Consider the following 21,463-nt stretch of genomic DNA (forward strand, 5'->3'; position numbering starts at 1 on the left):
CATTTAAACTTAGATTCAAATTAAAGTTTCATTAAATTAATTTGGAAAAAAAGTGGTGTACAATAGATAGAGGTTTAAAACGAGTATAATTCCCGTAATAATCCAAACGAAAAATTTTAAAATAGGTTTGTTAGCAAATTCACCCATTTTTGCTTTAGAATTGGTAAACATTACTAATGGAATGACAGCAAAACTCAATTGCATAGAAAGTATGACTTGGCTTAAAACCAATAATTGTGTAGTTCCTTTTTCCCCATAAAGAATGGCGACAATTAATGCCGGAACGATTGCGATTAATCTGGTAATCATCCTTCTAACCCAAGGTTTTAATTTAATATTTAAAAACCCTTCCATCACGATTTGTCCAGCTAAAGTTCCGGTTAATGTTGAGTTTTGACCAGATGCTAAAAGTGCGATTGCAAAGAAAATACTGGCCACGCTGGTTCCTAAAAGTGGATCTAATAGTTTGTGTGCATCAAAAATATCTGCCACATCTTGGTAACCTGTGTTGTGAAACGTTGCAGCGGCGACAATTAAAATTGCGGCATTTACAAAAAAGGCTAAAAACAAAGAGACACTGCTGTCTATTGTGGCGTATTTAATGGCCATTTTTTTTCCTTCCTTATCTCGTTTGTAGTTTCTCGTTTGTACGATTGAACTGTGAAGATAGAGATTATGCGGCATTACAGTTGCGCCTAGAATTCCAATTGCAATGTAGAGCATTTCAGGATTATAGACGATTTGCGTAGTTGGTAACAGGCCTTTTAGCAATGGAAATAGATCCGGTTTACTCGCAATAATTTCGTATCCGAAGCAGGCAAAAATGACGAAAATTAAACCCGCAACGAAGGCCTCTATCCAGCGGAAACCGCGAGATTGGAGGAGTAAAATTATAAAGACGTCGATACCTGTAATGGCGATTCCCCAAGTGAGTGGAATACCGAATAGTAAATTTAAGGCAATTGCGGAGCCTATAACTTCTGCTAAATCGCAGGCTGCAATTGCAATTTCACAAAGAACCCACAATATAAAATTGGTTGTCGGTTTGTAGTGATCTCTACAAGCTTGCGCTAAATCGCGTTCTGCAACAACACCTAATTTAAGTGCCAAATGTTGCAATACAATTGCGAAAATATTTGAAATTAATATTACAGAAAGTAGGGTATAGCCAAATTTTGCGCCACCAGCAATGTCTGTGGCCCAATTTCCTGGATCCATGTAACCGACCGCAACCATCAAACCAGGACCTGTAAATGCTAATAATTTTTTCCAAAATCCTGCATTTTTTGGAATATTTATGGATGAGAATACTTCTGATAAGGAATTTTGATGTTTTTCTTTTCTCCAAGCTCTACTCATATCATTATTGTTAGTATAGTCTAACAAAAGTAGTTTAAATATTCTTACTATTAAAATAAATTAAAAAAAACAATGTATTTACCTGAGTTCGTTTATTATTCAATTTTCAAAATATTAATTATCAATAACTTAAAAATATCAATTGCGTCGGGCTTTAGCCCGATGAAAGATGTAATGCGACATTTGGCTAAAGCCAATTTTTATTTAAAACCTTATAAAACGGGCTAAAGCCCGTTCCTATTGACGTTTTTCAAAAATATTATTATTCTAACTCAAGTTATTTAGAATTTTTGAGTTTATATTTAAACAAAAAAAATCCCAGAATTTTCTGGGATTTAAAAATTATGAGGCTGAAAATTATTTTGTAAATCTTACTGCCATTTTTCTATCTACTGCTCTGTCTGCAACAGATGCAGTTGCAGGAAGTTTTGCCTGCTCACTTCCATAGCCTTTTGCTACTATTACCTGTGAACCAACGCCTGCTTTCGTTAAAAGCGATTTTATTTCGTCGGCTCTTGCTTGGGAAAGTGCTAGGTTTTTGGCTTCGTCTCCAGATTTATCGGTATAGCCGCCCACATTTATTTTTGCGTCTGGGTATGCTTTTAAAATAGCAACTAAATTATCGATTTGTCTTTGTGAACCTTCTTCTAATTCGGTTGCGCTTCCTATTTTGAAGTTGACATGATCGAAATTAAACCAAGTCGTTTTCAATGCATCATCATTGGCTGCATTTTTATAATTTCCGCTTTTTAAGAAGGCAATCATTGATTCTTCCATTCCGTTGGCGTAACCTTTTAATTTTACCCCGTTCAAATCTATATCTGTTTCAATTTTTGCTGAAGTGTTCATATCAGTAGAATCTTTCATCATGGAAGTATTTGCACTGTCCGATTTCATCATGGTAGAATCTGTATCAGATTTTGTTGGGTTCATTTTGTTATGTTGGTATTGGTTCCAAATCCACCAACCTGCTGCTAATAATAAAATTAAAGGTAAAAGCCATTTCCAGATTGAACCAGCATCATCATTATTTTCGGGTGCTACATTTACATGCGCATCGCCACTTTTTGTAACATCTACTTTTGGCCCATCATGAGTAGTGACTGTTATATTTTCAGGCTCGGGAACTACTACTTTTTCTGAACTTCCCAAGTGGCCAAGTCCTAAAGAAGCCAAAGATAAACCTGCCGGTAATAATGAAGATAAACCATCTTTTTGATGTGAAAGTAAACTTGATAAACCTGATGTGCCCAAATTATTCTCAGTGGCATATTTTCCTATAGAACCGACGGCGGCAGCAGTTACCATATTTAATAAAGAACTAGAAGATGCATTGCTTACACCAGAAAAACTTGAAATTGAATTTGTAATTGCATCAATTTTATCGCCAAAAAGCGACGTTAGTAAATTTGTAATCATTGATGTGTGCGAATCTCCCATTAGGTTTCCCAATATGTTGCTAGATGATGCACTCATAATAGTATCTAAAACCCCAGATTTGTCTGCATTATTTGCTAAACCACCCACAATTGTTGGTAAAAGCGCCGTAATTGCTTTGCTTACAGAAGATTCACTTTCTCCCAAATGAGTTGATGCTTGTGAAATTACTGCTGGACCAATTTGTCCCTTAATAAGATCAATAATGTCTAATGCCATAATAGTTTTTTTAAATTAATTAGTAAATATAATTAAATCTATTTATAATTTTATGAATAATGCAAGTTTTATAATAAGATTAACATAAATTATTTAATTGATTAATTAATAAGCCTTTGCAAATAACACACGCTGTTTTGATGGCTTTTTTGAAATCATTGAAATACCTTCTTCTAACGTATTATTTAAAGGAATACATCTAATAGTTGCTTTCGTCTCCTCTTGGATTTGGGCTTCTTCTTCTTTTGTACCGTCCCAATGTGCATAAATAAAACCGCCTTTTTCTTCTAAAACTTTTTTAAATTCTTCATAAGAATCCACCGAAGTTGTATTTTCAGTTCTGTGCTTTTCTGCTTTTAAATAAATATCTTTTTGAATAGTTGCAAGTAAATTTTCAATATAAGTATCTAAGCCTTCAAGCGCTTTTGTTTCTTTTGTTAAATTATCCCTTCTGGCTAATTCTACAGATTTATTTTCTAAATCTTTCGGGCCAATTGCGATTCTTATCGGAACGCCTTTTAATTCGTATTCGGCAAATTTCCAACCGGGTTTATTTTCTGTTCGGTTATCATACTTTACAGAAATTCCTTTTAATTTTAATTTATTTTGAATGTATTCTGCTACTTTATTTATTTCTGCCAATTGCTCATCACTTCTAAAAATTGGTACAATCACAACCTGAATAGGGGCTAAAGTTGGTGGTAAAACCAAGCCAAAATCGTCTGAATGCGTCATAATTAACGCGCCCATTAATCGGGTAGAAGTTCCCCAAGATGTGGCCCAAGCGTATTCTATTTTTCCTTCTTTATTGGTAAATTTTACATCAAAAGCTTTCGCGAAATTTTGTCCTAAAAAGTGGGAAGTTCCTGCTTGTAATGCTTTCCCGTCTTGCATTAAAGCCTCAATGCAATAGGTTTCATCGGCGCCGGCAAATCTTTCAGATTCGGTTTTTATTCCTCTAATGACTGGCATTGCCATAAATTGCTCTGCGAAATCTGCATATACGTGAAGCATTTTTTCTGTTTCTTCTATGGCTTCAGTTTTTGTAGCGTGTGCGGTGTGGCCTTCTTGCCAAAGAAATTCGGCAGTTCTCAAAAATAATCGCGTGCGCATTTCCCAGCGTACTACATTTGCCCATTGGTTAATTAGAATAGGTAAATCTCGGTAAGACTGTATCCAGCCGCGGTAAGTATTCCAGATTATGGCTTCAGAAGTTGGCCTCACAATGAGTTCTTCTTCTAATTTTGCTTCCGGATCAACAATTAATTTTTTGGGATTATTTGGGTCGGTTTTTAATCGATAATGCGTTACAACTGCACATTCTTTTGCAAAACCTTCTGCGTTTTTTTCTTCTGCTTCAAAATAACTTTTCGGTATAAAAAGTGGGAAATAAGCATTTTGATGCCCTGTTTCTTTGAATTTTCTGTCCATTTCATCGCGCATTTTTTCCCAGATAGCGTAGCCATAGGGTTTTATAACCATACATCCTCGTACGCCAGAATTTTCTGCTAAATCTGCTTTTACCACAAGTTCATTGTACCATTTGCTGTAATCTTCACTTCTTGTTGTAAGTTTTGCCATATTTTTAAAAATTTGTTTTAACCTTTTTTAACTTTTAATATCTAATAATAAATGCTTATTTTTAACCAAAATTCTAACTTTTTAATTGGTACAATTTTGGTAGAAAGTGCAAATATAATTTTTAATTAAAATCTATACATCATCATGAGAAAAAATATATATAAAAATTGGGGTTTTAAACTCGCATTAAAAAGTCTTTTGGTTTTGCCATTAAGTTTAATGCTGACTTCTTGCGTTATGCAAACTGGTGCTTACACGGAAACAGACGGCGTTTATTATGACCCTAGTACAGACACACTTCCCGAAGGTTACGTTACAAATGATGGCAACCAAGTAGGAGATTATTACGATTACCAAGATCAATCTGTGATAGAAAAAAGTAATCAAAATCAAAATATGAAGGAAAATCGTTATGATTCTTGGAATAATGGTAGTTCAGATTCTGATTGGGGAAATTTTGCCGGCACCGAGGTTAATTATGATATTTATCCTGATTATGGATTTGGAAATTATTTTAATATAGGTTTTGGCGGATTTTATAATCCTTATGGTTTCGGCTATGGCTTTGGCTTCAACCCTTATTGGTCTTTTGGTTTTAATCCGTATTTTTCATATTATGGTTTTAGCCCTTTTGGTGGCTTTTATAATCCATATTTTGGTGGTTTTTACGGTAATTATTATGGTGGATTTTATAATAATTATTACGGCAACTTTTATCGTAATAATTATAATCGATTCCCATACAAAAGAAGTGGCGCCAATGGTGGTGGCTTAAATAACAGACAAATTAACCGACAAACTCTTAACAACCGACTTTATAACAATACAAATTATAATAGAAATAATGGTTTTAGAGAAGGAGCCAATAGTAGAAACAACATGCAAAACCCCGTAAGAACTAGAAATGACGGGTTTAGAAATGGCAGTCAAAATTCTCAACCTAGATATAGAAATAATGATAATTCTGGCACGAGAAATCAACAATATCAACCTCGAAGAGTGCAACCAAACCAAGCACCAAGAAATAGAAGCCAAGAATATCAACCACAAAGAACTCAGCCAACATACCAACCAAGACAAAATTCAAATGATGGCGGTGGTTTTAGAAGCGGATCTTCTGGTGGTTTTAGAAGTGGATCATCATCTTCAGGAAGATCAAGTGGTGGTTTTAGAAGATAATTAATAATAAATAATTTTAGAAATATAAAAAAATGATAAAAAATTCATTAGCAATTTTAACAATTGCAGGTAGTTTTTCTCTGATGAGTGCCCAAGATATTTCAACAATAAGAAATACGGTAGATGTATATTCAAATAATAATCCCACTGGTTCTGCAAAATATCAAGCAATGGCTGGTTCTATGGGTGCTTTGGGCGGAGATATTTCTACTTTGAATAATAATCCGGCAGGTTTAGGCGTGTTTATTGCAAGCGATTTACAACTTTCTTTAAATATAAATAGCAGTAAAAATACCACTCAATTTAATGGTACTTCTAAAGATTTTAAAATTAATAAAACGAATCTTTCCCAAACTGGTGGTGTAATGACCTTTCAATTGCCCGAAAATTCTGCATGGAAATTTGTAAATGTAGGTGCAAATTATTCCGAACAATCGCTTGAAGATTATTCTGAAACTGGCGGAAATAATAATATAAGTTTTGCGATTCCTGCCGCAACCACTTCTTTAAATTTTGATGGTCACGCTTACAACCGATACGGTACACTCTCAAATAGTAGCATTGGTTTAGGTGCGAATTATAACAATAATCTATATTTTGGGGCTGCGCTACATTTCAAAACCGCAGATATTGAACAGTACGATACCGCCGCTTTTATAGATACCGCTTTAAATTCTACCGAAATTTTTAATAAACAATATACCCCATTTTCAGAGAGGTCTAATGGTTTTGCTGCAAGTTTGGGTGTAATTGGTAAAGTAAATAAGCAGTTTAGATTAGGCGCAAGTTTAGAATCTCCAACATGGTGGCAAGTTACACGTATTTATGATTCTTACGACAACCCGACAGACGGTACTTATACTGAAGACCGTAAAATCGCATCACCTTTAAAAGCAACTTTAAGTGCGGCTTTTGTTGCCAATAAAGATTTTGCCATCAATGTAGATTATACTTTGGGAATTACAAAGCCAAAATATACAGTTTATGGTGCAGCAGAAACTGAACTTAATAATTATTTTGAAAATAATTATAAAAATTTATCAGAAGTAAAAGTTGGTGCTGAATATAGAATTATGGGTTTAAGATTGCGCGCAGGTTACGGCTTTACGAGTAGCCCGTTTGATTCGCAAAGCGTTTCTGCTTACAGAAGCGATGGTACTGCGGCAAACGCCAGTTTCAACAATTTTATTTTAGGTAAAAGAACCACTGTTGCCGGCGGAATTGGATACGATTTTGGCTCAATTTATTTAGACGCAGCGTACCAAAATGTGCAATCGACTTACAATAATCCATTTTTACAAGGTGATAATTCTGTAAATTCTAATTATTTCTCAAATAATTTTGTTTTACCAAGTAGTAATTATGCGGTTAGCAAAGTAGAAAATAATCAAAATAATATTTCCTTAACATTAGGATATAGATTTTAAGATTAAAGTAAAATTTAATTTAAAAAAAGACTTTCAATTTTGAAAGTCTTTTTTTGTCAAATTTTAATAGTGTTTAAAGAATTTAATGCGTTAATTTAAACCTTTCAAAAGTCGCTTTTTCCAACATTTCTCGATCGTCAGGATGCGAAATTTCTATTAAAGCCTTCGCGCGTTGCAATAGATTTTTGCCATAAAGATAGGCTACACCAAACTCTGTTACCACATAATGCACATGTCCTCGTGTTGTTACAACACCTGCGCCTGGTTTTAGAAAAGGCACAATTCTCGGCACACCTTTTTTTGTTCTTGAAGAAATGGCAATAATAGGTTTTCCACCTGGGCTTAATGCAGCACCACGCATAAAATCCATTTGCCCACCAATACCACTAAACTGAAAAGTACCAATAGAATCTGCACAAACTTGTCCGGTTAAATCGATTTCTATAGCAGAATTGATGGCAACCATTTTCTTATTTTTCATAATATTGATGGGATAGTTCACGTGCTCTACGTCCATAAATTCAAACGAAGGATTATCATCAATATAATCGTATAATTTTTTTGTTCCAAATGCAAAACTGGTGATTGTTCGGTTGAGATGTGTGCCTTTAAATTTATTATTAATAATGTCTTTTGCAACTAAATCTACAATTCCATCGCTGATCATTTCTGTATGAACGCCCAAATCTTTATGATTGTGAAGACAGCTTAAAACCGCATCAGGAATAGTTCCGATGCCCATTTGCAAAGTGCTTTTGTCATCTATTAATTCTGCAATATTTTTACCGATTATAAGTTCACAATCGGTTACTTTTGCACCATAATCTACGGTGAGTAGTTCTTCTTCGTGCCACACCATTTTGTAAATTCTAGATACGTGAATCATTCCTTCGCCGTGTGTTCTTGGCATTTTTGGGTTCACTTGCGCGATGATTAATTTTGCTGTGTCAATTGCGCCACGCGCCACATCTACAGAAGTTCCAAGCGTGCAATAGCCATGTCTATCAGGCGGCGAAACGGTAATCATGGCCACATCTATCGGCAAAATTCCACTTTTAAATAGAGTTGGTATTTCACTTAAAAAGACGGGTACAAAATCGCCACGCTCCGAGTTTACAGCATCACGAACCGGTGTTGAAACAAATAATGAATTTATAAAAAATGAATCTTTATATTGTGGTTTTGCAACTTCCACATTGCCTTGTTGCGTTATAGAAACGAATTCTACGTTTCTCAACCGAGAAGATTGTTTGGCTAATTCATTTATTAAAAAATTGGGTGTGCACGCGCTTCCGTGGGAAAAAACTCTGTCGCCGCTTTTAATAACTGATACTGCCTCTTCGACACTTACATAATTTTGCATCTTGATTAGTTTTGTTTCGTAAAGTTACAATTTTAATGAAAATTATTAAAAATTCTGAAGCGTGATATAAATCAATTCGAGCGTGAAGTCTTCATTTAATAGTTTAAAGTTTTGAATTATTTCTGTTTTAGGCTAAAGAATTTTGTTTTAGAAATACTGTCTTTATTTAAAATAATATAATTAAGAATAATGCATTAATTTTAAATAACACATTTATAATCATTTACGAAAAATATATCCGTATGTTAACCAAATGTTAACTAAAGATGAACGTAGTATTAAAAGTTTTTACTATCTTTGATTATCAATTACTTAGTATAATAATTAAATAAAATTCAAATGAAAAATTCTAATACACCTTTAAACTTTTTATCTTTTCCGAAATCTTGTGTTTTTATTGCTTTTTTCGCTTTGTTTAGTTTTAATACAATCTGCGCCCAATCTAATTCAATAGAAGAAGTAAGAATTAATAATGATGGATTTAATGAATTGCGCAGTTTGGTGATTAATAATTTTGATTTTACTACTCCAAATTTAGCGGTAGGCACAAATAATGCAAAAATTGAATTCGATGTTGCCGAAAATGGTAAAATTTCTAATATTAAAGTAAAAGGCGATTGCAAATATGTAGATTTAGAATTAGAAAATGTAATGAAAAACCTAGTTTACAAAATTGATAAAGACAACGTTACTACAAGAAATATGTTAGCGAATCATTACGTAATGCCAGTTACGGTATATATTGCTGAAAATTAAACTAAAAAAAGTATCCAAAAAAACCCCGAAATTATTTTATTTCGGGGTTTTATTTTATTAGTGATTAGCATCAAACCTAGAATAAATTGGTCAAAAAATTTATTATTGGCCTAACCAAGACGTTTTGTACGATGGATCTTCTACTTTTATTGCTTCTTCGGTGATTTTAAATGGTCTGAAAGGATCAACCATTACGGCAAATTCTTCCGTAAATTTTTTGCCAATACTGCGTTCCATTGCACCCGGATGCGGGCCGTGAACAATTCCGCCGGGATGCAAAGTAAAATCCATTAAATCAACGTGATTTCTGCTCATAAAATCGCCTTCAGTGTAAAATAAAACTTCGTCTGAATCAATATTTGAATGGTTATACGGCGCCGGAATACTTTCTGGATGATAATCATACATTCGCGCCACAAAAGAGCAAACCACAAAATTGTACGCTTCAAAAGTCTGATGAACAGGGGGCGGTTGATGAATTCTTCCCGTAATTGGCTCGAAATTTTTGATATTAAATTTATACGGATAAAAATAACCGTCCCAACCAACTACATCAAAAGGATGCGTTGCATAAATAAAATCTGTAATCTGATTTTCTTTTTTTACTTTAATTAAAAAATCACCTTTTTCATTGATTGGCTCTTGCAAAACTGGCGTTTCCAAATCTCTTTCACAAAATGGCGAATGTTCTAAAAGTTGCCCAAACTCATTTCTATACCGTTTCGGCGTGGTAATTGGCGAATGACTTTCTAAGAAAAATAAGACGTTTTCTTTGGTGTCAAAATGAATTTTATAAATCGTTCCGCGCGGAATAATTAAATAATCGCCTTTAGAAAAAGTAAGATTTCCTAAAAAAGTTTTTAAAATTCCCGTTCCTTCATGCACGAAAACAAGTTCGTCACATTCTGCATTTTTATAGAAATAATCGGTAGAATTTTGCGGTTTTGCTAAACCCATTTTTAGGTCATTATTTACCAAAAGCACTTTTCGACTGTCAAGAAAATCTGCTTCAGGCGAAACATTCATGCCTTTAAACATTCTTGGCGTTACGTTTTTTTCTACTGCAATTTTTGGTGAGACGTCTTTTGGTTCGCCGATGGATTTTATCTGCGTCGGTCTTTCTAAATGATATAGCAAAGACGAAATCCCGTGAAAACCTTCCGTTCCAAAGAGTTGTTCGTAGTAGAAATTACCTTCGTCGGATTTGAAAATGGTATGTCTTTTTGGTGGAATTTTGCCTTGATGAACGTAACTCATAACTTCGCTTTTTGATTTAGGTAAAGTTACGAAAAAAAAGAATTTTGATGGTTTAAAATATTTTAGCGATAATTTAAGAAATGCGTTATTTCTTCTTTTTAAGATGAATTTCTACCACACCATTTTTACCTTTTTCACCATATTTATCCGTGGCATTTTTATCTTTAAGTACTACTATTGATTCAACATCTTCAGGTTTGAGATTGTTTAATGCATCTTCTTCAACTTCTTTTCCTTCCAAAATTATTAAAGGTTTTATTTTCTTGGAATTTGTTTCGTAATAAGAATAACAATCTGAAATAATATCAATTCCTTCCACAAGTTGCTCATTGTAATATTTTTCATCAATAGGATATTGTGGTTGTTTTTCTTTATTAATTTTTACATAAAAATAAAGTTGTTTTTTATAATTTATTCCCCAATAATCGGAACATCCTCTTGAAGTCCACATTTTTAAACTGTCATATTTTTTTCGAATATCTTGCGCTGTTAATGTTTTTAAATCAACATAATTTCCGTCTGGCAAATAACCTTTGAAATCTTTTGTTAAATGTATTTTTCCAATTGTATTTAAGTCAGATTGATATTTTTGAAAAATTACGCCTGGATATAATTTGCTTTCATATCCAATTCTATTTTCAAATCTTCCATCTTGCACAAATCCATCAGAACATAAATTCATTTCTTCAACTTTTAGCTGTTTTAAATCTGGATCTTTTTGTTTTAGTTGATCAATTGTTAATTCACATAATTTGAATTCTGAAAGTTTAATAGTATCAGATTTTTGTGAAAATGCTTTAAAAGAGTAAATAAAAAGAAAAAATGTAAAGATGAATTTCATGTAGTAAAATATTTTAATTTTAAAAAGTTTTTTAAATACTTTCAGAAAACTTTTAATTCCGTATTTTTAAAACCTTGTCAAGGTTTTAAACCTTGACAAGGATAATTTAATTATTTTGATTTACTATATTCAGAATAAACGCCATTCCACATTGTTGCGATTTCTTTGGAAAGTTTTGAAAAAGATTCTTTTTCAGATTCAATTCTTAAATTATCAACCTCCTGATTTTCTTTCCAAATATTTGATTTTTTTGATTTTTCAGCCGTTGCTTCTGCAAGTCCGTAAAGATATTCTGTTTGAACGTCAAAAAGTGCAGCAGAAGAAGTGGTTCTAACTTTTAATTCTTTGTTTTTTAAATAACCGAGTGCAAAAACATTTTGAGGGCCATAATTTTTTGCATCAATTGAAAATTCAGTATCAAAAGTATAAATCAATAACATCTGGGCTTTCATTTTTGCTGCGGCAAGTCTTAAATCTTTGATAGTTTGATAATTATATGGTAACAAAAGTCTATTAAAAGGTGAAATTTGTTTTATTCCTTTTAATTTTGCCAAATTGCCAATCACTTCTTCTTCATTTGGCTCTCTCGTTAAAATCATTGTAAATCTTCCATTTGGATTTCCTTGCCTTTTACTATATAAGTAATTCGAGTAATTTGGCGCTTGAATTCTTGCTACTGCTATATTTACGGGGAATTCTGCACTTGGCTTGTTTTCTAATATTTTTGAAATATCTTCATCTGCTAGTGCAGAAATTTTAACGTCACTTCCAGGTGTAACGTATTTTGTAGCGCAAGAATTTAAAATAGTTACCAACGCAATAAAAATTAAAATTTTAGTTTTCATTATGTTTATTTAATTTAATTCCGAAAATCTCCCATATCCAATTTCAAAGAAAAGAAATTAGAATAGAAATTACTACCGCTAATTCCAGAGTTTGTGATGGCATAATCTAAAGTAAGACCGCGGTATTTGATGCCAATTCCGCCACTTGGTTGGAAGGAAACTTTGCGTTTTAAACTCTCAATATCGGTAATATTTTGAAACTGATTCACACCAAGTCGCACAAAAATCATATCCTGAAATTTTAATTCTGCTCCTGCATAAGGCGTGATACTCGCAAAATCTGTAGAAATTAATGCGGCAGTTTTTGCAAAATCTACATTTATACCTACTTCGGGCAGTAAGGATAAATCTCGGTTGAGGTCGAAGTTTTTGCTTGCACCGATGTTTAATTTCGGCATTGTAATTTCTAATTTATCTGTTGGCGCAGGATTAAATTCTTGCCCATTCACTATTGTTGAAAGTTCTTTTTGATTGACGGTCCAGAAATTAACAGTTGTAGTTGCATCGCGCAACATTCCGCCGAAATTTACGCCATTTTCTGCGTGGTAAATCGCACCCAAATCGAAGCCAAAACCATATCCAGACGCAAATTTACCAATATTTCGGTAAACAATCTTTGCATTTACGCCCAAATCTAAACGCTGATTTCCACCAGGATGAAAAGCGAAAGAAACCAATGCAGCGTAATCTGACGCCGAAAAACTGGTGATTTTATCATAATCTATATTACCTTCACTATCAATAAGTTGTGTTGTGTTTAAAATATTATCAACACCCAAACGAACAATTGAAACCGCGAAAACGGCATTTTTACTGTCTAAAGGTTTTGCAAAAGCGATATAATCGTATTTGGCGATACTTTCAAAATATTCTGCGTGCATTGCCGCTACTTGGTAATCTCTATCAATTCCCATCAAACCTGCGGGATTCCACATAGGCGAATACACATCATTTTGATTGGAAATTACCGCACCGCCCATTCCTAAACCTCTTGCGCCTGCACCGATATTTAGAAATTCATTAGAATATTTACGGATAATTTGCGCCTGCAAAATGCATCCATAAAAAATGAGTATAAAAAGTAAATTTTTCTTCATCAAAAATATTAAACCGTAATTTCTAATTTTTTCTTTTTGGCTTTAATAATACCATTTGCTATAATTGCTAAAATCATTATTAACGAAGCAATATAAAAAATAGGACTCATGTGCTCCGATTCTCCAAAGATAAAATAAGCAAAAATAATCCCATAAACTGGTTCTAAATTTACCGTTAAAATTAAGGTAAATGGCGAAATATACTTCATTAAATTTACAGATTCAAACATCGGAAATGCTGTAAATAAACTCGCTAATATTGTTAATAACGCTAAATCTCTATAACTTATTTCATTGAAAGAGAAAATACTTCCGGTGGCTAAAAATACTAAAGAAATTAGAAACCAACCGCCAAAAATTTCATAAAAAATAATGTTCCCGGATCTTGTTTTACCAAACATTTTGCCATTTAAAACTGAAAATAAAGTTCCGAAAAAAGCGCATAAAATGCCTGCAATTATTCCAATTTTATAATGCAATTCTGCCTGAAAAATTACAGAAATACAGATCACGATAATCACACCAATGATCACTTCTGTTAAGTCTATTTTCCGCTTAAAAATAATTGGTTCTAAAATAGACGCAAATAAGGTGGAAAGCGCAAGGCAAGAAAGCGCGATAGATACATTAGAAACTTTTATAGAGTAAAAGAAGCAAAGCCAGTGAAACGCCATCAAACCGCCAATTCCTATAAGTTGAAAGAAAATTTTCCGAGAAACGTGAATGCTTCTTTTTTTGATAATTCGGATATAAATAAATAAGAAAATTGCCGCAAAAAGCATTCTATAAAAAACCAAAGCCATCGCTTCGGCATGGATTAGTTTGCCTAAAATAGCCGTAAAACCCCACAAAAATACGATGAGATGCAGCCTAAAAAGCGAAGATTGGTAAAGTTGATTTTTCACCTTGCAAAACTATCTAAAATTTCTTTAGAATGAAAGATTTTTTAAACACAAGCAATCCCGATTTCAAAACGGGATAACAAATACTGTTACAAGTTTTGATTTTAAACAATATTAGTACACAATATTTTTCTGAAAATTAAAGATATTTTATTTTGTCTTCTAAAGTATGACAATATTTAACTAAATCTCATAACTTGAGTTCGATTATTATTCAATTTTCAAAGTATTAATTATCAATAACTTTAAAATATCAATTGCGTCGGGCTTTAGCCCGATGAAAGATGTAATCCGTCATTTGGCTTTAGCCAAAACCTAATATATGTTTTGGCTAAAGCCAATTCTTATTTAAAACTTTATAAAACGGGCTAAAGCCCGTTCCTATTTATGTTTTTCGAAAAATTAATATTCGAACTCAGGTTTATATGACTTATCTAGTGAATTAAACGCAAAAAAAAACATTTCAACTCGCATTGAAATGTTTAAATTTTTACTTCTAATTCCTACTAAGAAACGATTTCCGCATCGATTACTTTATTGCTCATTTTTTCAGTTTCCCAGGCTAAAAATCGTTCTGTTTCCTTAATCAAAAGTGGAATTGCGAGGGCAAGCATCGCCAAATCGTCCATTTGTCCTAAAACCGGAATAAAATCTGGAATAAAATCTAAAGGCGAAATGATATATAAAAGTATCGCGCCTGGTATTAAAAGATTTTTTATTTCTGGTTTATAAAATCCGTTTTTTATTGATTTCAACATTCGCCACATTGTAGGTAATTTTTTCACAAAACCTTTATGTTTGAACGCTTCGATTGCTAAGTTTATTTTTGAGGCCATATTTTATTAAATTTTCTTCATCTTTTGCAAAATCTATTCCAAATATTTTTGGCAATTATTTTGTGACATTATCTATGAAATCAAGCACGTTTTTAGAGTTCCAATCTTTAGAACCATCTTCTTTTTGCAATATTCTTCCGCCTTTTGCTAAAATATAAGTAGTGGGAAAAACGCTTGGCAACAATTTTTCGGTTAGCGGACTTTGCGCCACATATACTGGTACATTATAATTATTTTCTTTTAAAAATTTTCTAATATCTTCCTCTTTATCTTGCATCGCAATGAGAACGAATTTCATTTTCCCATTTTTTGCATCGTATAATTTCTGAATTGTTGGCCATTCTGCACGACATGGCGGGCACCAAGTTCCCCAAAAATTTAGAAAAACAGTTTCATTTTTAAAATCTTTTAAATTGGCATCAGGAACATTTATTCCTTTTAAAGCAATATTATAATCGCTATCTGAAAAAGTAATTTCACTTTCCACTTTGCTAATTGAGGGACTCATTAAAATCTGCCCACGTACAAAATCTCCAAATTTTGGAATGGCAAAAACCGCTATCATAAATGCGGTTAATATTAAATAAAAAATATTTTTCTTTAAAAAATTCATCTGAAATTATTTATTGTTTTCAAAATGTATATGCAATCGCCTAAATTATATTTGTTTTTTTAATTTTTTCAGTGCGATTTCATGTTAAAGCAAATTCACAATCTCCTCAATAATATCTTTCCCTCGGTTTTTTGCGTAGTAAACTTGCAAATCATTATGAAAGTCATCAATTGAATAAATTTCTGGATTTTGTTTAAATTTCTTCAATAACTCTGTGCCGTGTTTTGGTCTCGGTCCCCAAACGTTCTTAACGGTAAAATCTTCATTAAGCAAAAGTACAATCGGGATGGCTTGTCCACCATTTGTTAAATATTGATCAATTAATGAAGTATCAGAATCTCTCAAAAAAATTTTAACTTCATTTCCGGCAGTTTCGAAAAACTTTGCAACTGCGGGAACGGTTGCACTGGCATCGCCACACCACGGTTCTGAAATCATTAAAATTTTGCCATTGAAATTTCTATTCTTTAGTTCAGAAAGTAGGGTTTCATCCACTTTAAATGTTTTTAAAGTACGATTCATCCGTTGAAGCCCCAATTCATAATATTCTTGATGTTCATCATTTTTATTGGGATTTTGGTGAATTCTTTCCGCTGTAATACTCAAATATTCCTCAAAATTTACGGCGTTTTGCCAGTAATCTTTAATTGTTTTTTCGGACTTTAAAGTTTCGTTTTCTTGGATTGTTGATTTCATTTTTTAAATTTTGTACAAATTTCGGAAACGTTATGCTGAAACTTGGTGATGATAATTACATTGAATTTTCACATTGTATAAAACTTTTAAAAATAATTGGGAATTTGGAGTTATTTTTTCATTTTCTCTAATTCTTAATTAGTTTCTCAATTATAACTGTCTCAATTTATTTATCAAAAATAAATCTGCCAAAATATACGCCGCCAAATTTTCTACAATTGGCACTGCTCTTGGCAAAACGCAAGGATCGTGCCTTCCTTTTCCTTCCACAATTACTTTGTTTCCCTCTTTGTCTATGCTGTCTTGTGGTCGCAAAAGTGTTGCGATTGGTTTAAAAGCAACTCGGAAATAAATATCCATTCCGTTTGAGATTCCGCCTTGTATGCCACCTGAAAGATTGGTTTTTGTGCTACCATCTTCGTTAAAAATATCGTTGTGTTCTGCTCCCGTCATTTTTGCGCCACAAAATCCGCTTCCGTATTCAAATCCTTTTGCAGCATTGATGTTCATCATGCCTTTGGCTAATTCTGCTTGCAATTTGCCAAAAACCGGTTCGCCAATTCCGATTGGTACATTTTGCAAAACGCAAGTAATTGTGCCGCCAATTGTGTTGCCTTCTTTTTTAATTTCTTTAATTCTGGAAATCATTTTTTCAGCTGTTTCCATGTCCGGACATCGAACGTCATTAGATTCTATTTTAGAAAAATCTAAATCCTGATATGGTTTTTCGCAAAAAATATCGCCAACTGAAGAAACGTAAGCGTTTATTTTAATACCTTTTGGCAACAATTGCTTGGCAAGACTTCCTGCAATGACCCAATTTAAAGTTTCGCGAGCAGAAGATTTGCCGCCACCGCGATAATCTCTGATTCCGAATTTTTTATCGTAAGTAAAATCGGCGTGCGATGGTCTGTAATATTGCGAAATATGATCGTAATCTTTAGATTTTTGATTTTCATTCGGAACTATAAAACCAATTGGCGTTCCAGTCGATTTACCATCAAAAATACCAGATAAAAATTTTACAGTGTCGCTTTCTTTTCGTTGTGTGACAATCGAAGATTGCCCAGGTTTTCTGCGGTCCAATTGTTTCTGAATTTCTTCAAAATTAATTTCTAATCCTGCTGGAAAATTATTGATTATACCGCCATAAGCCTCGCCGTGACTTTCACCAAAGGTTGAAAGTGTGAGAAAATTTCCTAATGTGAACATTGTACAAATTTAAGATAATTTTAATGAAGGAAAATAATTTTTTGGTAATCACAAAGGCGCTATTTTTTTAATTATCGGAATATTTTATTTGTTTTAAAATTTCAGCGAGTTTTTGATGCTCCTCAACGTTTAATTTTTTCCAAACAAAACCATCTTTTAAATCATCTGAAATCATTTGTGGAAAAATACCAGCGTCATAATCTTCTTTTAAATATTCTGGTGAAATGGCAGGAATCGGCGTATCAAAACTAAAAGGATAATTTTTCACAACATTAAATTTTAAATTCCCAATTTGATAGGTTTTAAATTTATGGAGTTCAAAGCGAGCCGGTTTTAGCCACTGATTTTTAGTAATGCCCGACATAAAATGCCCTAATTTAAAACTAGGAATATAGTTCTGAAGGAGATTTGGAAAACTTAAACCTATAAAGGCAAAACTTGTTAAAATGGAAGTGACCATAAAAATTAAATTTTTACTAAAAGTTTCAAAAAACAAAATAAAAAAGATCACGAAAAATACATCAATAAAAAATCGGTATTGTGCTGAAAATAAGAGAATTAAAATAATTTTAATTAAAATAGAAATATATAGAAAAAAAAATATTCTTGATTTTTTATTAAATGCGAATACTGTAAAAATAAAAATTGAAATGATAAAAACCCAGTGAATCACCGATTTTATGCCCTTTAAAAACAACCAATTTTTAATGTATTCAATACTTGAAAAACTTTTGATTTGTGCTACCGAATATTGCATATCATAGGTTTTCTGAATGGCAATTTCAGATGATATTTTTAATAATTCTATATTCGGTTTCCAACTTAAATTAAAATCTAAAAGTGCAACAGGAAAGACTGGAAAACCAAATGCATAAAGGTTTTTAACAATAAAAAGTAGAAAAATAATTGAACCAAAAATGATGAATTTTAATTTAGATTTTAAAATAAAAATAGAGTAGAGCAGCGTGAAAATGGGCATCCAAATCATCGTTGGTTTTATAGCAAAAACAAATATTGAAAGGGCAAATAGTAGTTTTGTATTTTTATTGCCACTTAAAATTTCATTTAAAATAATTAAAGAAAAAACGATTGCCGGCAAATCTGGACTAGGAGATTGTGTGAAAAGCAGCAAAATCGGGAAAAATACTAAATGAAGCCAGGATTTTTTTTCTAAAATATAGATTAAATAAAACACCATTAAAACGGCATTTAAACGCAAATAAACATCCGAAAAATTTGAAAATCCGGCTTGTAGAAAATGCCAAAAAGACATTTGGCCGAGAAGCAAATCTAAATTAGAAATTCCTTTTACCAAACCGATTTCTGAAAGCCATTTTATCGTGGGAACATAATAGCCAAAATGGTCTAAAATAAAGGGATAAAAACTTCCGAATAGTAATATTATGACTGTAAATATTGAAAAAACTCTGTAATTAAATTTTAAAAAATGCAAAAATTCTTGGTATAATTTAAAATAGAAAAATAGACTAAAACCAATGAAAATCGTTGAAAGTTCTAGGTATAAATTTAAGGGAAAAATGAAAGTAAAGCCAACAAAAAAAGTTGATATAGAAAGAATTCCTGAAAATATTTTCCCAGAAAAGCCCTCAAAAAATTTGCCTAGAAATAGTTCTGATAAACGACCAAAACCCGCAAAAACAGGAAAAAGAATCAAAAGAGAAAATAAAATATAAAGCATTTTTTATTTTAAAACTTTAACAAAGTAACAAAAATCTTGCTTTGAAATATTTCAAATTAATTAAAAAAAAACAAGCTATTGAAAATCAATAACTTGTTTTGGAGGTTTCGAGCGGATTCGAACCGCTGTAGATGGTGTTGCAGACCACTGCCTAGCCACTCGGCCACGAAACCGTTTTTTAAAGGAGTGCAAATATAAGATAATATTGTTTTGAAAAAAAATTTTAAAATTTAAAAACTAAAAAATTTAATTTCTTTTCCCCAAATTATCTAAATCTGCTTGCTGTGCTTGCGCTTCTTCGTAGGCTTTTTTCTTCACGACTCTTGTGTCAGTAAAAGAATCATGCCATCCGTTATTGCCAAGAAAACTAAACGCATCAAAAGGAATTCCACGGCTAATATTTCTTAAAAAATAATCTTTAATTGTTAAATTTCTTCCGTCTGTTCTAACAACCATAGTACCTGTAATGAATTTTCCTAAACTTCTGCCTTTTGTAAAATATTCTAATAAAAACATTGAAAGCAGATAAGCAACGAAAGTAATAAAACGGTCTAAATATTCATTCACATTTGACAGTATGGAACCTATTTCTCTTAAATCTCTACCAGATAAAAATGAATATAAAAATGCAGAAATGCCTAAAATAATAATCAAAATTATATAACAAAATGCATAATCTATAATTAAATTTAAAAATCGCAGACCTTTTTCTGCCTTATTGTCGTGAACAATTTTTAAAAGTTTAGCCATAATTTTTTTTGCTAAAATATAAAAAAATTACATGCCTTGAACTTTTAATTGCAATGTGGCTTCTGTTAAAATGACGGCAGTAATTCCGTTTTGTGTGAGAAGTATTTGTGTTGGTTTTAGTTTATAAACTTGCCCACTAATTTTTAAACCTTTGTAATATTCTTTGTTAAAAGCATCTTCAATACTACTTTTAGAACTCAATTCTAAATGGGAAGTTGGAATACCGTATTCATCTTCAATCATTTTTGTGATTTTTTTCTGAAATAATAATGTCAAAGTTTTCTGAAAAATATTGCTGGTTTTGAGTTTAAATTTGGTGTCGCTTAAAACTATTTTATGCTTTACTTCATCATAAACTGGAATGCCAGAAATGTATGAAGTTCCATTAATAGTGCCCGAAGTTTCCGCTTCAATCATTAAGCGATCATCGTCGCCGTAAACTCTAATTCCGGTGATTGTAATTGATGATTTCCCTTCTCTAAAATCATATTTTTTATCTAAAAAAGTTTGTTCTGCAATTTTTGTGGCCGCTTCATACGGAATATTTGCTGTGGTATTTAAAGTGAAAGAATTTTGAAGTTGCGGCACAAAATTAAAATTAGCAATTGCGCCTACGTATGGCGAATTTTCAGGTTTTAAACCCGTAAAAGTTTCAGAATAAACATCTAAACCAATGTTGGTGTCAATTTCATTTCCGTAAAATTTTAAAGGTGTGAGATTTACATTTAATGGCGTTATTTTTAGCCAAGTTTGATAATCTTGAGACACTTCAAAAGGTTCCGAAAACAAGTTCCACGCGGTGATGGCGAGTTGCTGAAAGTTGAGTTGCGTCGCCATTTGAGAATCAATAATTGCACAAAATTTTGTTTGTTGTTCTTTCAAACTATTTTCTACCAAAGGCGTGATTGGGATTTTTATTCTACCATAATCTAAAACAGGTTTTGTTATCCATTGAAATCCATTTGCCGATGTCTTTGTAGAAATTGTCCAGTTATTATTAACCGTCAATTGCGTGTTAAAATACATCACAGTTTCAAAAGTGGTATTTTGATACGTGTAAACGCCCAAGGTTCCAATGCCTTTTTCTGCCCAAACTTTAAGCGGAACTGCAATCAATAAATTATCATGTGTTCCACCGACAATTCTGATGGGTTTTGTTTTCCAAACTTTTACTTTAAACTGGTCATTATCATTGTCTTCGTAAGAATTATCTTCATAAATTAAATCTTTTACAGAAGAATTTACCAGCGCACTTATTTCCCTTAATGGAATTTTTACCGGTAATGTAATGCTAGATTGTATTTTTGGAAAAGTATAAATTGGCGAAATTACCGGTGTTTCTTGCGCACAAATAGAGAAAAATACAAATAAAAAAAGGAATTTCAAGAATTTCA

The 21,463-nt window shown here is 32.4% G+C and carries 18 protein-coding genes, 1 tRNA gene and 1 pseudogene; 3 read left to right on the top strand and 17 right to left on the bottom strand.

The window, feature by feature from the left end:
- Window positions 1-36: 36 nt before the first annotated feature.
- From C4S29_RS01060 to proS, 3 genes are all read right to left on the bottom strand, one after another.
- Window positions 37-1,359 carry an Nramp family divalent metal transporter gene (locus tag C4S29_RS01060; RefSeq protein ID WP_103912274.1) on the bottom strand — a complete coding sequence of 441 codons (1,323 nt, stop codon included), beginning with the start codon at window positions 1,357-1,359 and terminating at the stop codon, window positions 37-39.
- Window positions 1,360-1,716: 357 nt separating this feature from the next.
- Entirely contained in the window at window positions 1,717-3,015 is a 1,299-nt protein-coding gene (locus C4S29_RS01065; protein ID WP_103912275.1) for an OmpA family protein, read from the bottom strand.
- A 105-nt stretch (window positions 3,016-3,120) separates the two neighbouring features.
- Entirely contained in the window at window positions 3,121-4,596 is a 1,476-nt protein-coding gene (proS, locus tag C4S29_RS01070) for a proline--tRNA ligase (protein WP_103912276.1), read from the bottom strand.
- Between the two features lie 144 nt (window positions 4,597-4,740).
- Between proS and C4S29_RS01075 the strand changes: the two genes are divergently transcribed.
- Together C4S29_RS01075 and C4S29_RS01080 are read left to right on the top strand one after the other, a co-directional pair.
- Window positions 4,741-5,775 carry a prolyl-tRNA synthetase gene (locus C4S29_RS01075; RefSeq protein WP_103912277.1) on the top strand — a complete coding sequence of 345 codons (1,035 nt, stop codon included), beginning with the start codon at window positions 4,741-4,743 and terminating at the stop codon, window positions 5,773-5,775.
- A 32-nt stretch (window positions 5,776-5,807) separates the two neighbouring features.
- Entirely contained in the window at window positions 5,808-7,202 is a 1,395-nt protein-coding gene (locus tag C4S29_RS01080; protein WP_103912278.1) for an OmpP1/FadL family transporter, read from the top strand.
- Window positions 7,203-7,284: 82 nt separating this feature from the next.
- On the opposite strand, the pseudogene C4S29_RS01085 reads toward C4S29_RS01080, so the two are convergent.
- Window positions 7,285-8,574 (bottom strand): annotated as a pseudogene (locus tag C4S29_RS01085) (acetyl-CoA hydrolase/transferase family protein); the annotation flags it as partial.
- Between the two features lie 330 nt (window positions 8,575-8,904).
- Here C4S29_RS01085 and C4S29_RS01090 point away from each other — a divergent pair.
- Entirely contained in the window at window positions 8,905-9,321 is a 417-nt protein-coding gene (locus tag C4S29_RS01090; RefSeq protein WP_103912280.1) for a hypothetical protein, read from the top strand.
- A gap of 102 nt (window positions 9,322-9,423) precedes the next feature.
- Here C4S29_RS01090 and C4S29_RS01095 read toward each other — a convergent pair whose 3' ends face one another.
- From C4S29_RS01095 to C4S29_RS01155, 13 genes are all read right to left on the bottom strand, one after another.
- The gene (locus C4S29_RS01095; protein WP_103912281.1) at window positions 9,424-10,578 is read right to left on the bottom strand and encodes a homogentisate 1,2-dioxygenase; all 1,155 of its coding nucleotides are present in this window, start codon (window positions 10,576-10,578) and stop codon (window positions 9,424-9,426) included.
- A gap of 85 nt (window positions 10,579-10,663) precedes the next feature.
- Window positions 10,664-11,419 (bottom strand): hypothetical protein, encoded by a 756-nt coding sequence (locus C4S29_RS01100; protein WP_103912282.1) that lies wholly within the window; start codon window positions 11,417-11,419, stop codon window positions 10,664-10,666.
- 110 nt (window positions 11,420-11,529) lie between these two features.
- Window positions 11,530-12,264, bottom strand: coding sequence for a hypothetical protein (locus tag C4S29_RS01105; RefSeq protein WP_103912283.1), 735 nt, complete (start codon window positions 12,262-12,264; stop codon window positions 11,530-11,532).
- A gap of 14 nt (window positions 12,265-12,278) precedes the next feature.
- Window positions 12,279-13,361 carry a putative type IX sorting system protein PorV2 gene (locus C4S29_RS01110; RefSeq protein WP_103912284.1) on the bottom strand — a complete coding sequence of 361 codons (1,083 nt, stop codon included), beginning with the start codon at window positions 13,359-13,361 and terminating at the stop codon, window positions 12,279-12,281.
- A gap of 8 nt (window positions 13,362-13,369) precedes the next feature.
- Window positions 13,370-14,266, bottom strand: a complete 897-nt coding sequence (locus tag C4S29_RS01115; RefSeq protein ID WP_233740455.1) for a DMT family transporter — start codon at window positions 14,264-14,266, stop codon at window positions 13,370-13,372.
- Window positions 14,267-14,769: 503 nt separating this feature from the next.
- A complete protein-coding gene (locus C4S29_RS01120; RefSeq protein WP_103912285.1) occupies window positions 14,770-15,099 on the bottom strand; it encodes a YkvA family protein in 330 nt (109 codons plus the stop codon).
- 55 nt (window positions 15,100-15,154) lie between these two features.
- Entirely contained in the window at window positions 15,155-15,712 is a 558-nt protein-coding gene (locus C4S29_RS01125) for a TlpA family protein disulfide reductase (protein ID WP_103912286.1), read from the bottom strand.
- A gap of 84 nt (window positions 15,713-15,796) precedes the next feature.
- Entirely contained in the window at window positions 15,797-16,360 is a 564-nt protein-coding gene (locus C4S29_RS01130; RefSeq protein WP_103913007.1) for a thioredoxin family protein, read from the bottom strand.
- Between the two features lie 198 nt (window positions 16,361-16,558).
- Window positions 16,559-17,620 carry a chorismate synthase gene (gene aroC / locus C4S29_RS01135; protein ID WP_103912287.1) on the bottom strand — a complete coding sequence of 354 codons (1,062 nt, stop codon included), beginning with the start codon at window positions 17,618-17,620 and terminating at the stop codon, window positions 16,559-16,561.
- A 67-nt stretch (window positions 17,621-17,687) separates the two neighbouring features.
- Window positions 17,688-19,319, bottom strand: coding sequence for an LIC_10190 family membrane protein (locus C4S29_RS01140; RefSeq protein ID WP_103912288.1), 1,632 nt, complete (start codon window positions 19,317-19,319; stop codon window positions 17,688-17,690).
- A 99-nt stretch (window positions 19,320-19,418) separates the two neighbouring features.
- Window positions 19,419-19,492 (bottom strand) — tRNA-Cys (locus C4S29_RS01145).
- Between the two features lie 73 nt (window positions 19,493-19,565).
- On the bottom strand, window positions 19,566-20,069 hold the full coding sequence (locus tag C4S29_RS01150; RefSeq protein ID WP_103912289.1) for an RDD family protein: 504 nt from the start codon (window positions 20,067-20,069) through the stop codon (window positions 19,566-19,568).
- Window positions 20,070-20,096: 27 nt separating this feature from the next.
- Window positions 20,097-21,455 carry a DUF4403 family protein gene (locus C4S29_RS01155; RefSeq protein WP_233740456.1) on the bottom strand — a complete coding sequence of 453 codons (1,359 nt, stop codon included), beginning with the start codon at window positions 21,453-21,455 and terminating at the stop codon, window positions 20,097-20,099.
- Window positions 21,456-21,463: the final 8 nt, after the last annotated feature.

The sequence above is a fragment of the Halpernia humi genome, from assembly GCF_900108025.1.
Classification (GTDB): domain Bacteria; phylum Bacteroidota; class Bacteroidia; order Flavobacteriales; family Weeksellaceae; genus Halpernia; species Halpernia humi.